Below are 15,131 nucleotides of genomic sequence, written 5' to 3' on the forward strand. Positions count from 1 at the left end.
TCTCTGTGTTATAAAGTTTGAGGCTTAAAATGCTGGTTAAAATAGAAGATGGTTTTTACCTAAATTCACTGCATATTATCGCGATACATGTTTCTAAAAATATGATTACGCAAAATTTTTCTATAAGTATAGAATATACACCGCACAATCAAAATGCCAATGGCCTATATCATAAAAAGTGCCAAACCAAAGCTGAAGCGGATTTATTTTTGCAAAGCCTACATCAACAAATTGCACAAATATAAATTAAAATTTTTTAGTTATTTTTTGCATTGAAATTAAAAGAAAAGGAATTCATTTTTTAAGCTATATTAGGCCCACAATTGAATGTATCGATAATGTGAAAATCACAATGATTGAACATTTTGAGGTCAAAATGCATAAACTGAAAATTCTTATTTGTACACTTTCGCTATTCACATTATCTGCTTGCCAAAATGTGCAAAAAAATAACAAAATTATTGCCAAGGCATTTGATACTTCAACACATTTTCAACGCTATCTGATGGATAAATATGCACCAGAGAATGTCATTGTTAGCAATAACATTGCATACCAAGAACAGCCAAAACTAAGTTTAGATCTCTATCAAGCAAAAGATATTCAACACGTTGGAAAACGCCCAACAGTGATCTGGATTCATGGCGGTGGTTGGATTTCAGGTGCTAAAGATAATGCAAGAGGATATTTTAAGTTGCTTGCAGCACAAGGTTATAATGTTGTTTCTGTGCAATACCAATTTGCACCGCAAGCAATTTATCCAACGCAGTTGTATCAAATCAATAACGCACTGCGATTTATCCAGCAAAATGCAAAACAATACCATATAGATGCTGATCAATTATTTTTAGCAGGGGATTCGGCTGGGGCCAATTTAGCCAGTCATTATGCAGCGCTTCTCACTAATCCAAATTTCGCCATAGAATCTGGATTTACAGCCTCGATTCAAACTTCACAACTTAAGGGTTTAATTCTACATTGCGGAATTTATGATATGAATGCCTTTATCAATACAGCACCAGATGAAATCAAACTGATTGAATGGGGGGTAAATAACCTTGTTCAAGCTTATACAGGTAATCAAAAAGACAATCCTGAATATTTAAAACGTTTATCACCTATACAACATCTTACCAAGGATTATCCGCCTGTATTTATCAGTGGGGGGAATAAAGATTTTCTCACAGATACGCAGTCCATTCCTTTTGTAAAAGCTTTGCAAGAAAAGCAAATCCCTGTTCAAGCTGTTTTCTACCCTGAATCAAAAGAATGGTTGGTCCATGAATATCAATTTTTCTTGGGCAAAAAGGCGAGTCAGCAAACATTTGATCAAACTATTTTGTTTTTGAAGAAAAATGTTGATTCAAAATAAACTCAAAAAATAATGATTTAAACTGAATTGTCATAAAAGCATGTTATAAAAAATAAAATTGTAGTGAGAAATGAAAGATGGAAATCAGTGTAAAGCAAATCAACAAGCGTATAGATGAATTTCAAGAGTCAAGTAAGAAAGCATCAACTTTAGAAATTGGCTATAAAACTTATGCTAAGTTAATGAATGAAGATAAATTTGCAGACGCACTCAAGAAAGATCCAAACAACACAATGGTTCGCTACTACAAAGATATAAAAATTAAATTGGTCACAGAAAAACACCATTTTGAGGTGAAATAAGCCTTTTAATAAATAGAATAACAATTTTTAAAATTTACAACTCAAGAAATGAGTGTAAATTTTTTTATCATATTGCATGAGAAAAAGTAATATATCTTTTAAACACTTACTTGATCCTATAGTGATCACTTTTGCCTGTTAAAATCAAAATTTAGTACATATAAAACATTAATATATGCTCTTATTGTTAAACACAACTTGTAACAAATCCCAATAAATCCTTTGTTTTTTATTCACATTTTTTGGATGGTGTATCTAAATGTTTCATTTTTTTGATTTTTTTATCATGTGTTTAAAACATTAAAAACATATTTTGTTAAGATAATCTAATGAGTTTTAATGCTTTCTAATCAATAGGGTGGTGGTCTGATTATTGTGATATTGTTATCAAAATCTACAGAATAACTGAATAAAAACAACTATATGAGAATATTTATCATTTATAATGAATCTTTTTAATATCTATTCATGCTGTAAAAGTAGACGTTTAGACTCATTTTTTAAGTGTTTTTTAATTTAATCAGGCTTAATGATCTTACAAATTGTGACAAAATATATTAGAATAAATGCTGGTTTATTTTGTGACGAAAAATAATGGAAATTTTAAACTTTATAAAGAGTTTCAACACGGTAAACACGTATTTAATTTTGGCGATAATTGCCTTGTTGTTTATAATTTCATTTTTCTACTTTATTCACCCAACCTGATTAAGTAGAAAATTGAAGAAAAGAGGCGAGTATCATATTGATAACTCGTCTTTTTTTATAAAAATAGTTTTTATCAAAGTGATGTTGCTTTTTATTCATCAAATTTAATGCGTGAGATTTCGTATAGTTATAGATTGTATTAAAAATTGAATTTATATAACATACCAACCAAATGGTATCTTTTGATGGATTTATGAATTCTATTGTTTTTGCCTATAGTTTGTTGGCGGTCGCTATCATCGCTGAAGTAACAGGTTCAACATTCTTAGTGAAATCGCAAGGCTTCACAAAGTTAGTCCCGAGTTTACTGGTGGTATTTTTTTATGTGATTTCTTTCTATTTACTGTCTCAAGTGATTAAAACAATTCCATTGGGTATTGCTTATGCAATTTGGGCTGGTGTTGGTATTATCCTCACTGCTTTGGTAGGTTACTTCATTTTCAAACAAAGCTTAGACTTTGCTGCAATTGCAGGTATTGGATTAATTATTTCAGGTGTATTGGTGATTAACTTATTTTCAACATCAGCAGGACATTGATAAAAGCACAAAGCAGGTAAGATTTGAGTATGGATAAAATTGTAGAAAATGCTTATCAACGTAAAAAAGATCCTGAAGGTGTTAAAAAATTAATTTTAGCTAACACGATGAGTTTAGTTGCTGAACATGGTGTAAATGGCGTATCGATTCAAAGTATTGCAACGCGTTCAGGTGTAACTAAAGGTGGTGTATTTCATCATTTTGCAAATAAACAAGTTTTGATTGAGGCTATGTTGGAAGAGTTGATCCAACAACTGGACCAGCAAGTCAGCCTAGCAATTGAAAAAGATCCAGTTACTTATGGCTGTTTTACTCGCGCATATATTGATGTCACCTTAAGTTCTTCATTTGGGGTCAACACGGTATGGAGTGCTTTAAGCATGATATTAATGACAGATAAATCTTATAGTGAGAAGTGGGACCAATGGCTGACACGGCGATTGTCTCAACATGCTGAAACGGATGATTCTGCCACATTAAAAATATTACGTTATGCAGCGGATGGGGCATGGTTTGTTGAAAGCCTCTCCCCAAAAATGCAAGATGATTATGAGGAAATTAAACAGGAATTATTGTTAAGAACTTATCCTGAATAGTGATTCATTTGCTCTGCTTTATAAGCAAAACCAATAGCTACAGACCAAAATAAAAAAACCAAGCCAAATGATATTGGCTTGGAATGGAAAACTTTCTTTAAACTAGGTTAAATCATTGCTTTATGATTTATTCACTGCCTAAAGTCATTAAACTTGCATTTCCGCCTGCAGCCGCAGTATTGATACTGATTGCACGTTCAATAAGTAATGGTGCAAGTGGAATAATTGTATTGGCATCCGCTAAATGAGTTATGCCAACAATTGCACCTTCACGTTGCGCAATCAGAGTTTGTAATTCTTTTAGATCAGCACCTTGATGTAAAACAGCATCAAACTCTCCAACAGCCACATCATTGATCATCGAAAATTTTTGTTGCAACGCTTTTGGCATACTTTGAATCATTTTTAAAGCAATCGTATCATCACTTAAAATACACACTTGTGCATTGAGAGACAAAATTGCATTAAACTGATTCAGTAAAGCCTGTTCTTGCGCTGCGATTGCCAATATCCGATGACGTGATACAACATGGTATTGATTCAATTCACCTGTTGGACCCGGAAGTTCATATAAAGCAATCGGTGATTGATACTGATGCATAGCCCATTGCGCATAGTGCTGTTTTGCCCAAGTGTGAAACTCTGTTTGAATCTCAGATGGCTTTAAATTGAGCTGTTCAGAGATATTTTTTACAGTACCAAAAGGGCGATTAGGTAGCGCTGTATGCTGCATCAATTTATATAAATAAATCGGACCACCAGCTTTAGGTCCTGTTCCTGATAAACCTTCACCACCAAAAGGTTGTACGCCTACAACGGCACCTACAATATTACGGTTAATATATAAGTTACCCACTTCCGCATGTTCAATGGTGGTTTGAATGGTTTCATCGATACGCGTATGTAAACCCATAGTTAGACCATATCCTTTTGCATTGATATGTTCTAACAATTGCTTTAATTCACCATATTTATAGGTAATAACATGCAATACAGGTCCAAAAACTTCACGTTTTAAATCATTCAGATTTGGAAGCTCAATCACTGTCGGGACAATAAATGTGCCTGCATTTAGATCAGATGTTGGTGTTTCATAAGCAAGTTGATGTATTGCATAGCCTTTGCTCCGCATCATTTCGATATGTTTTTCAATATTCTGTTGCGCTTCACCATCAATCACTGGACCTATATCTGTTTTAAGCAAAATAGGTTGTCCAATGTTGAGCTGTTGCATGGCACCTTTAAGCATCTTAATCAAGGTTGCTGCATTGTCTTCTTGAACGCACAATACTCGGAGGGCAGAGCAACGTTGACCAGCGCTATCAAATGCTGAATTTACTGCATCAATTACGACTTGTTCTGTCAGCGCAGAAGAATCTACGATCATCGCATTTTGGCCACCCGTTTCAGCAATCAAAGGAATCGGTTGACCTGTTGGACTCAGGCGTTGTGCTACGGTTTTTTGTAAAATCTTAGCAACTTCAGTGGAACCTGTGAACATAATGCCTTGAATACGCTCATCTTGGCTGAGTTTTGCCCCAACTGTTTCACCACGACCAGGAAGTAATTGTACTACTGATTTTGGAACTCCTGCTTCCCATAAGATTTGAATTGCTTGTGCTGCAATTAATGGGGTTTGTTCAGCAGGTTTAGCAATTACGGTATTTCCTGCAACAAGTGCTGCTGAAATTTGTCCAGTAAAAATTGCAAGCGGGAAGTTCCAAGGGCTGATACATAAAATTGTACCCAGTGGGCTGAGTGTGCCATTATCCTCAATGCTTTGCATTTGTGCTGCATAGTATCTAAGGAAATCAACAGCTTCACGTACTTCAGCAATACCATTACTATAAGTTTTACCACTTTCACGGCACAGTAAAACCATCAGTTCCTGAATACGCGATTCCATAATCGCAGCAGCTTTGAGCAATAACTCTGCACGAAAATCTTGAGATGCATTTTTCCAATTTTCAAAAGCTTGATAAGCGTTATCTAAGGCCAAATCGACTTGTGCTGTTTCTGCTTCGATCACATAACCAACTAGATCTGAATGATCAGCTGGATTACGGATTTCTTGCGAATTTATTTCAGCTAAGTCTTGTAAATCAAGCTGATCGACAAGGCTATAACTGTTCCATTGGTGTTTTAAATAGTGTTGAACAGTTTGATTTAAATCTTGTAATTTACTGTCATCAGCTAAGTCTAAACCTTGAGAGTTTTGGCGGATGCCTTGATATAAATCATGAGGAAGCGGAATAGCAGGGTGTTTTAATCCGACGGCGTGCTCTTTTTCTGCAGTATGTAAAATCTCTTGAACTGGGTTTTCAATCAAGTCTTCAATTTTAATATTTTTATCTGCAATACGGTTAACAAATGAGGTATTCGCACCATTTTCCAATAAACGTCGAACCAGATAGGCCAATAAGGTTTCGTGATTACCGACAGGCGCATAAATACGACATGGAATCCCTAATTTCTGATCTGAAACCTTGCCTACCACTTGTTCATAAAGCGGTTCACCCATGCCATGTAAGCATTGGAATTCATATTGACCAAGATAATATTTTTGTGGATCTGCTAACTCATAAATAGTGGCAAGTGTTTGCGCATTATGTGTTGCAAATTGCGGATACACCTGATCAGGCGCAGCCAATAGTTTTTTTGCACAAGCAATATAAGACAAATCTGTATGTACTTTACGGGTAAAGACTGGATAGTCAGACATACCGTCAATTTGTGCTTTTTTGATTTCACTGTCCCAGTAAGCACCTTTGACCAGACGAATCATTAAACGTTTTTGACTACGTTTTGCCAGATCAATAATATAATCCACCACATAGAAACAACGCTTTTGATAGGCTTGAATGACAAAGCCTATACCTTTCCAGTTTGCCAGTTGTGGCTCAAAGCATAAACGCTCAAGTAATTCTAAAGACAGCTCTAAACGATCCGCTTCTTCTGCATCAATATTGAGACCAATATCATAGGTCTTAGCTAAAAGTGCTAAATTTAAAATACGAGGATAAAGTTCATGATGCACACGTTCGGTTTGAGAACGTTGATAACGTGGATGTAAAGCCGAAAGTTTAATTGAAATTCCAGCGCCGGTATAAACATCTTTACCTTCAGACGCTTTACCTATGGCATGAATCGCTTGTGTATAGTCTTCGAAATAGCGATCTGCATCGTGTTCAGTCAGTGCTGCTTCACCAAGCATATCATAAGAATAACGGAAACCTTTGTCTTCAAGGGTTTTGGCATTGTCCAAAGCCTCTTCAATGGTTTCACCAGTAACAAACTGTTCACCCATCATACGCATTGCTGCATCAACTGCTTTGCGGATGATGCCTTTACCTGTACGTGCTAAGAGCGAAGTGAGGATCCCTGAAAGGCTGGTTTGTTTAGGTGTTTCCATCAGTTTGCCAGTCAGCATGAGTCCCCATGCAGCAGCATTGACAAACATGAGATTACTTTGGCCTAAATGATCTTTCCAGTTACCTTGATTAATTTTATCGCGAATCAATAAGTCTCGGGTCGCACTATCAGGGATACGTAACAAGGCTTCAGCCAAGCACATTAATGCGATGCCTTCTTGTGAAGACAATGAAAACTCTTGCAGCAGACCTTGTACGATACCTGCTTTGCCTGACGAACTTTTACGGTCACGTAAGCTATGCGCTAAGTTAAATGCAATGTCATAAATTTTCTGATTCATTTCTTCAGAAATTTGACTGTGCTCAAGTAAGTTTTCAACGCATTCCGATTCAGTACGACGCCACGCATGATTGATTTCTTCTTCAAAATCAGTTTTGTCTTTAAATTCGGTAATGTAATCCAAACTTGGAAGTAGGTTTGCATTTAAAACTTGAGGTGAATCCATATTCATTGTCAACATCCTGTGACTAGCAAATATTTTTGTTGAGCAGATAGGTTTATATAATTTATGATTACAGAATATTTAGTGAATAACTCACTATAATTTGAATAATATTTAGAGAATTATTCTATGGAAAGTGCTTATTTAAGCTTGGATCGTATAGATATTCGGATTTTGGATATTTTGCAAAAAGATGGAAAAATTTCCAATATTAAGTTGGCTGAAAAAGTTAATTTATCCCCAACAGCTGCGCTTGCTCGAGTGCAGAAATTGACAGGTGAAGGATTTATTTTGGGCTATGAAGCAAAACTAAATCCGAAAATGTTAGGCGCTAATTTTGTGGTATTTGTTGAGATTCTTTTAGACAAAACCACACCCAATGCTTTAGATGCTTTTTCAGATGCAATCGTACAATATCCAGAAATTATGGCATGTCATATGATCAGTGGTGGTTTTGATTTTTTGGTGAAGATTCGATGTGCTGATATGGAGGAGTTTCGTCGTATTTCAGGTCAGGTACTCTGGCAATTGCCTGGGGTAAAGGAAACGCGTAGTTATCCCGTGATGGAAGTGATTAAAGACAGTTCACAATTACATTTAAATTTTAAAGCGAAAGTAAAGAAATAGAAAAGGGGCATGAATGCCCCCAACGCTAATGCATCATTCAAATAAATGAACTTACATATTTTTCATTTCACGGTTATAAATTTGTTCAGCATTTTCAAAACGATCAACTACATCTTTTTCAGGCGCTTTGTCCATTAAACTGACCACAATGATGCTGATGAAAGAAAGCACAAAGCCCGGCACGATTTCATATAAACCCGTATGCGCCATGGTGTTTTTCCAAACAATTACTGTTACAGCACCGACAATGATACCGATCAATGCGCCATTTAAAGTCATACGCTTCCAGAACACAGACAATAAAATAAGCGGACCAAATGCTGCACCAAAACCAGCCCATGCATAAGCCACTAGACCAAGTACCTTACTTTCTGGGTTAAATGCCAAGATGATCGCGAGCACTGAAATGGCTAAAACCATTAAACGACCGACCCAAACCAACTCATTTTGTGAGGCTTTTTTACGAAGAAAAGATTTATATAAATCTTCAGTTAAGGTACTTGAGCATACCAAAAGCTGACAGCTTAAGGTACTCATAACAGCGGCTAAAATAGCGGCTAAAACAACACCAGCAACCCATGGATTAAATAAGATTTTGGTTAATTCCATAAACACTGTTTCTGGATTTTTTGCCACAATTGCAGCTGACGGAATATCTGGATGTGCTTGGAAATAAGCAATACCAACATAACCAACAGCAACAGCGCCCGCTAAACATAGAATCATCCACGCCATACCAATACGACGAGCATTAGGAATAGTTTTCACTGAATCTGCTGCCATAAAACGGACTAGAATATGCGGTTGTCCAAAATAGCCTAAGCCCCATGCCATTGATGAAATGATGGCAATAAAACTGACCCCTTGGAACATATTTGCTGCATGTGGACGTGCAGTTTCAATCAATTGATTGACATGTTGTAAATCACCAACTGCCAAGAAAGTCATAATCGGTGCCAACAGTAATGCAAAAATCATCAAGCCCGCTTGAAATGTATCTGTCCAACTGATCGCAAGAAAGCCACCAATACACACATAACTGATGGTTGCAATCGCACTGACCCAAAGAGCAGTGGTGTAGTTCATCGCAAAAATACTTTCAAATAAACGTGCACCTGCCACCATGCCTGAAGCACAGTAAATACCAAAGAAGATTAAAATGACCAGCGCAGAAATGATACGGATCACTTTCTTTTTATCACCAAAACGGCTGGTGAAATAATCTGGTAATGTTAATGCATTATTTTGTATTTCAGTATGGACACGTAAACGGCCTGCGACCAAATACCAGTTGAGCCAAGCACCAATAATGAGCCCAATTGCGATCCATGATTCAGATAATCCAGTCAGGTAAATTGCACCTGGGAGTCCCATGAGTAGCCAGCCACTCATATCCGATGCACCTGCTGAAAGTGCAGTGACAAAACTCCCTAAACTTCGACCTCCCAAAATATAATCTGAGAAATCGGTGGTTTTTCTATAGGCATATAAGCCAATACAAACCATTGCAATGATATAAAAGATAAACGTGACAACTGTGGGGTTGAGTGAGTCCATATTTAATTCAGTCCTTGTGGAGTAAATCTCCAAGTTTTATTTTTTATCGCATAAGTTTCACGAGCGAATTCTTTCACACAACTAAAAAATATCGCTGTGATTTTTATAAGGTGATTGTGCAAGATTTATGTATCCGATTGTAACTTTAGATACAAATGCAAAAAATCAGCAATTTATATCCAAAAAAATTCTACTGGGAGTGTTTAGAGACTGTGGGATTATACTTTACGCAAAGTTACATTGTTAACGTTTAATTGATAATTCCATAAAATTGTTTATCGAAATGACATATTTTGCTAGTACAAAAGCAGATAAGAAGGAATATTATTGTAACTGCACAACTATAGTGCATAAATATATAATGAGCAGATCACATGGAAACGGTTCAACCTGAAGTTACAAGAATAGAAAAAGATTTATTGGGAAGTAAAGAAGTTCCTATAAACAGTTATTATGGTATTCATACAATTCGAGCTTTAGAAAATTTTAATATTTCTAAACATACCGTCGGTGAACAAAGCTTTTTTATCCGCGCTTTGGCTCAGGTCAAAAAGGCCTCGGCACAAACCAATTTACAATTTAATAAGATCTCTGAAGAAATCAGTGTAGCGATTCAAAAAGCAAGTGATCAACTGATTGAAAATCCGCAAAATTGGAAAGATGCATTTCCATCAGATGTATACCAAGGTGGTGCAGGTACATCGATTAATATGAACACCAATGAAGTCATTGCCAATATCGCATTAGAGTCTTTAGGTTATGCGAAAGGACGTTATGACATCATTCATCCAAATGACCATGTCAATAAATCTCAATCGACCAATGATGTCTATCCCACTGCATTACGTTTAGCAACTTACTATTCACTGGATTTGTTATTTGAAAAAATCAATAATTTGATTAGTTCACTGACATTAAAATCTGCTGAGTTTCAGTATGTGTTAAAAATGGGACGTACCCAGTTACAAGATGCTGTCCCAATGACATTAGGACAAGAGTTTCATGCCTTTGCAACATTACTCAAAGAAGATGTGCGTTTAATTAAAAAAACCCGTGAACTTTTATTAGAAATTAATTTAGGCGCTACTGCGATTGGTACAGGCGTAAATACGCCACATGGTTATGCTGCTCAGGTCAATGAAAATTTAAAAGCCTTAACAGGTTTAAACTTAATTGGTGCAGAAGATTATGTTGAAGCGACCAGTGACTGCGGTGTATTTATTATCCTTTCAAGCACCTTAAAACGTTTGGCTGTAAAACTCTCTAAAATCTGTAATGACTTACGTCTATTAAGTTCTGGCCCAAGAACAGGTTTATGGGAAATTCGCCTACCTGAATTACAAGCTGGTTCATCGATTATGCCAGCGAAAGTCAATCCTGTGATCCCAGAAGTCGTCAATCAAGTTGCATTTAAAGTGATTGGTAATGATTTAACCATTACCTTTGCAGCAGAAGCGGGCCAATTACAGTTAAATGTGATGGAGCCTGTGATTGCACTTACCATGAATGAATCAATTGAGTTACTGATCAATGCGATTCAAACCTTGGATGAGAAGTGTATTCAAGGTGTGGTTGCCAATGAAAAAACCTGTTTTGATGCTGTGATGCGTAGTGTCGGAATAATTACCTTACTTGATCCAATTTTAGGTCATGCGAAGTGTGATGAAATTGGGAAGCAATGTATTGCTGAAAATAAAACCATTCAAGAGGTTGTACTTGAACAAGGTTTATTGAGCCAAGAACGTCTAGATGAAATTTTCTCTTTTGAAAATATGATTTCAGAAATTGCAGTACAGCCCTATGAAGAAATTGGTAAAGCGGGCTAAGTGTTTAAACTGCACCTGTTGATCTATATATAAAAACTTTGATAAATACAGCATTTAGATGCTGTATTTTTATGCATGGTAAAAAAAGTAAAGTTTCTTTATAATTCAACAAAATTTAAAATCACCAACAAAAGTCAATAATCTATGAATAATAAACATTTAATTCTCGCCTTAAGCTTGGTACTTCTTTCTGGATGCGCGAAAAAATCGGAAGAGGCAGCTGAAAGTTCTGCGTCTGCTCCAGATACACAAGTCGTTGCTCAGGATGCTGCACAAGCGGCTGATGCCGCAGAAAAAAGTACTGAGCAAGCTGCTGAAAATTCTGTTGATACCACACCTGTGACTGAACAAAAACCTGAAACTATTTTAAGTACCGATGTCAGTCAAGCAGAAAAAGCACGTCGTATGGTGCGTGAAGCTCAGGTTAATTTTACCGCCAAAGATGTTGTTAAAACTGCTTTAGAAATTGATAAGCTCACTTTTCAAGCGGGTGGCTTTATAGAGCAGAAAAATATCAGTTTTGATGTACTCGATGTAAAAACACAAAAAATTGCGGATGGTAAAATCCGAGTTTTTGAAAAAGTTGATCCGCATGCGGAGATCATTGTCAGAGTACCGAGTGATAAAGCTGCGGTATATGTCAATCAGTTATTGCCATTGATGTACTTTTTAAATCAACAACAATATTCTGCTAAGCGTTTTGAGTTAAAGCTTTTAGAAGAAAAAATTGGACAAACTCAAAGCGTTCCAAGTGATACCAAACAATCACAGCTGAATGAAATTTCCCGTTTAACCCAACTTGAAGTTCAAGATCGGGTGCGTTTTAGCACGATTAGTATTGCCATTAAACAACCCACGATGGTGAGAGAAAGTCTGGATGTTGATGTTGCTGCTGTGGCACGCTTAAACGGCGATAGTTTTTGGAAGCGTGCTTGGGAAGGTGTTCAATATGGCTGGCAATTTATTTTGGATTTATTGGTTATTTTAGTTACCATTTGGCCACTTTATTTACTGGTATTTATTGGCTTGATTATTTATCGAGTGATTAAGCCTTTAATGAATAAATTTTTCAATGATTCATCATTGACTAAATCCTCTAAAGATGTGAAAAAAGATCAGATGAATTCTACAGATGACAATGCATGATTTTACTTAGCGCTATGCTGTAATTTTTAAACCAGTGCAATTGCACTGGTTTTTTAATGTGTTGTCAGTTTTTCAAAAAGCTGTTGCATCCCTTCAGTCGCACTCATTTTTAAACATTGGTATTGTTGGGGAACACGCTCATAACTGGCTTGTGGATCAATATAATACGCATCACTGTATTCTGGAATCTCGTGAATCAAACCTGCCACAGGGTAGACGGTCAATGTGGAGCCAATAACAATAAAAATATCAGCATCACGGATCATCTGTACTGCTTCTTCATACGCAGGAACCGCTTCACCAAACCAAACTACATGAGGTCGAAGTGGAAACCCTTCAGGACATTTATGTTGTTCTAGGTCCAATTGCCAACCATCTATAGGATAAAACTCATTTGTGTACTGCGCATTGGGTTTAGAACTTTTAGCAAGGCGGATATTGCCATGTAAATGAATAACCTGTTGGCTTCCTGCACGTTCATGCAGATCATCAATATTTTGAGTAATTACAATGACATCAAAATGTTGTTCGAGTTGAGCAATGATATCGTGTGCTTGATTGGGCTGAGCATTGAGAATATGTTGACGTCGTTCATTATAAAAACGTTGCACCAAGGCAGGGTTGCGCTGCCAAGCTTCAGGTGTAGCCACCTCTTGAATATCTACAGATTGCTTTTACAAAAAAAACAAAAAAGATAATAAATAAAAATATGGACAAATCTTGTACTAAAAAATATCTCAATTGATTGAGAAAATTATGAACTAACACTCACCATGAATTCAATCGCAAATAAGTTTATAAATGGTGAATTTGATATTGAAGAGACAATGAAACAGATGATGAATCATCCAAACAGTATGAAAAGTCCTAAGTTCTAGTTACATTCAAGTGAATATATGCTGAAAGTATGTTCTTAGCTTATAATTTGTAGTAGCTCCCCATATGTATATCTATAATTCATATATTTAATTAACTATTAAAATTTCTTCTTTTTATCATTTTATCTAACTAAAAGGTATCTACAAAATTAGTGGCTATTCAATTTCGTTTTTTCAAGGAAGCTAGAATATAGTTTTGTGCACATCCTTGTTTAATGTACCGCCTATTTCTGTTCCTAACATACCACTACGACTATTAGCAATCTTTTTAAATAATATTGGGCTTCAATGGGATAGGCTAAGATAAAGTGCGCTTGGTTTTCAAAAAGTTTTCATCTGATGAAATTAATTGCTTGGTTGAAATTACTAACAATCTGTTATACAAATAAGGCTCAAACAAGTAAGTTCAACGATAATGAGGATAAATCAAAGTAACAAATGGGAAAATACAAATATTTTAAAATAAAAACGATTAAAGACGAGGACGGTGAAGACTGGGATGTTTATGAAGAACAAAAATCTTCAGCAGGAATTATGATTTATCAGGGATGGCCCTATGCCTTAACTCCAAGAGATGGCATAGGTGGTACGTTTTCATTTATCTTAACGTCCGAAATTGCAGAATTTCTTAAGATACATTCGATTACTGAGTCTGAACAGCAACTTGGTTTAAGTAATGGTATTGTTGCTAAATTCAGACGGAGGCTTAACATTCAAAACAAAGTTATCTATCGCAATGATCAATGGCTTTTAGAGCATCAAGATGAGCTTTTGAATGATAGCCTACAAACACTAAAAGCAAAATATGGCTTAAAACGCAGTCAGGTGTACCAACATAAAAAATGGTTGGCAGATCTCATCAGTATTCCTATACGAAAGAAAACAAGAAAAAAAGAATCTGAAATTTTACAAGAACAGTGGTTTATTGAAAATAAATCAAAAATGGTTGATATGACTATAAATGAAATTGCAGCAACTTTTGATATAAGCACTTTTCTTGCCAAGAAATTTTATAACCGTATACGAAGTGAATTAGGTGAGTTGAGTTTCTCTGAGCAATTCAAAGAGAATAAAAGGACTCAACATCAATGGCTACTTGATCACCAAGATCAATTATTAAATCACAGTAAATCTATTGCGGAATTGGCTTTACACTTTCAAAAAACAGAAGGGAAAATCCGAAGAGCCAGAGCCAAATTACGAGAAATTTTAAAAACGCCAAAAGTGAAAGACCAAAACCAAGCTTGGTTACTTGAAAATAAAGAGCTTTTACAAGACTCTACGCTGATAAAAGAAGAGTTAGCACAAAAATTGGGTATTGAACCTAAACAAGTCTTTAGAAAAAAGGGACAGTTAAAGAAGTTGTTGAAACTACCTCATCATAATGATTTGGTTAAAGCGTGGCGTTTGGAGAATCAAAATATTTTACTTGACCTCCATTTAACTATAGCTGAAATTGCTCAAATACTTGATCGAAAAGAAAATTACATCATTAAAAATAGAATGATTTTAAGAAAATTTTTAGGTATCACTAAGCAAGACCAAAAAAATGAATGGGTACTTGATCATCGGCATGATTTAGAAACCCTCAGTATTGAGAAGCTCCAAGAGAGATATAATATTGGTCCACATGTAGTAAAATTCTACAAAAAGCTTTTAATCGAATTGAAACAAAATGAAAACGAATAGTATTTGAGCATAAATATC

The 15,131-nt window shown here is 35.7% G+C and carries 11 protein-coding genes and 1 pseudogene; 9 read left to right on the forward strand and 3 right to left on the reverse strand.

Translation table 11 applies throughout. The annotated features are described in order from the left end of the window. Nucleotides 1–29: 29 nt before the first annotated feature. The 5 genes from FHR28_RS08655 to FHR28_RS08675 all read left to right on the forward strand — a co-directional run bounded on the left by FHR28_RS08655 (nucleotide 30) and on the right by FHR28_RS08675 (nucleotide 3,516). Nucleotides 30–245: a hypothetical protein gene (locus FHR28_RS08655; protein ID WP_166782375.1), complete on the forward strand. Its 216-nt coding sequence runs from the start codon at nucleotides 30–32 to the stop codon at nucleotides 243–245. Between the two features lie 131 nt (nucleotides 246–376). Further along, entirely contained in the window at nucleotides 377–1,372 is a 996-nt protein-coding gene (locus FHR28_RS08660) for an alpha/beta hydrolase (RefSeq protein ID WP_166782376.1), read from the forward strand. Nucleotides 1,373–1,449: 77 nt separating this feature from the next. Continuing rightward, on the forward strand, nucleotides 1,450–1,674 hold the full coding sequence (locus tag FHR28_RS08665; RefSeq protein WP_004719860.1) for a hypothetical protein: 225 nt from the start codon (nucleotides 1,450–1,452) through the stop codon (nucleotides 1,672–1,674). 901 nt (nucleotides 1,675–2,575) lie between these two features. Continuing rightward, a complete protein-coding gene (locus FHR28_RS08670; protein WP_056511905.1) occupies nucleotides 2,576–2,920 on the forward strand; it encodes a DMT family transporter in 345 nt (114 codons plus the stop codon). Between the two features lie 29 nt (nucleotides 2,921–2,949). Then, nucleotides 2,950–3,516 carry a TetR/AcrR family transcriptional regulator gene (locus tag FHR28_RS08675; protein ID WP_166782377.1) on the forward strand — a complete coding sequence of 189 codons (567 nt, stop codon included), beginning with the start codon at nucleotides 2,950–2,952 and terminating at the stop codon, nucleotides 3,514–3,516. Nucleotides 3,517–3,643: 127 nt separating this feature from the next. Here the strand turns inward: FHR28_RS08675 and putA are convergent, their stop codons facing one another. Beyond that, nucleotides 3,644–7,399 carry a trifunctional transcriptional regulator/proline dehydrogenase/L-glutamate gamma-semialdehyde dehydrogenase gene (gene putA, locus FHR28_RS08680; RefSeq protein WP_166782378.1) on the reverse strand — a complete coding sequence of 1,252 codons (3,756 nt, stop codon included), beginning with the start codon at nucleotides 7,397–7,399 and terminating at the stop codon, nucleotides 3,644–3,646. A 120-nt stretch (nucleotides 7,400–7,519) separates the two neighbouring features. Here putA and FHR28_RS08685 point away from each other — a divergent pair, with 120 nt between their 5' ends. Then, nucleotides 7,520–8,017 (forward strand): Lrp/AsnC ligand binding domain-containing protein, encoded by a 498-nt coding sequence (locus FHR28_RS08685; protein ID WP_004821915.1) that lies wholly within the window; start codon nucleotides 7,520–7,522, stop codon nucleotides 8,015–8,017. 51 nt (nucleotides 8,018–8,068) lie between these two features. On the opposite strand, the gene putP is transcribed toward FHR28_RS08685, so the two are convergent. Then, nucleotides 8,069–9,574, reverse strand: coding sequence for a sodium/proline symporter PutP (gene putP, locus FHR28_RS08690; protein ID WP_166782379.1), 1,506 nt, complete (start codon nucleotides 9,572–9,574; stop codon nucleotides 8,069–8,071). Between the two features lie 374 nt (nucleotides 9,575–9,948). Between putP and aspA the strand changes: the two genes are divergently transcribed. Further along, entirely contained in the window at nucleotides 9,949–11,400 is a 1,452-nt protein-coding gene (gene aspA, locus FHR28_RS08695) for an aspartate ammonia-lyase (protein WP_166782380.1), read from the forward strand. A gap of 144 nt (nucleotides 11,401–11,544) precedes the next feature. Continuing rightward, nucleotides 11,545–12,546: a hypothetical protein gene (locus tag FHR28_RS08700; RefSeq protein ID WP_166782381.1), complete on the forward strand. Its 1,002-nt coding sequence runs from the start codon at nucleotides 11,545–11,547 to the stop codon at nucleotides 12,544–12,546. 53 nt (nucleotides 12,547–12,599) lie between these two features. Here FHR28_RS08700 and FHR28_RS08705 read toward each other — a convergent pair. After that, a pseudogene (locus FHR28_RS08705) lies at nucleotides 12,600–13,217 on the reverse strand (SIR2 family NAD-dependent protein deacylase); the annotation flags it as partial. A 645-nt stretch (nucleotides 13,218–13,862) separates the two neighbouring features. Between FHR28_RS08705 and FHR28_RS08710 the strand changes: the two are divergent. Then, a complete protein-coding gene (locus FHR28_RS08710; protein WP_166782382.1) occupies nucleotides 13,863–15,113 on the forward strand; it encodes a hypothetical protein in 1,251 nt (416 codons plus the stop codon). Nucleotides 15,114–15,131 lie beyond the last annotated feature (18 nt).

It is taken from the genome of Acinetobacter sp. BIGb0196 (assembly GCF_011759595.1).
Lineage (GTDB): Bacteria > Pseudomonadota > Gammaproteobacteria > Pseudomonadales > Moraxellaceae > Acinetobacter > Acinetobacter guillouiae.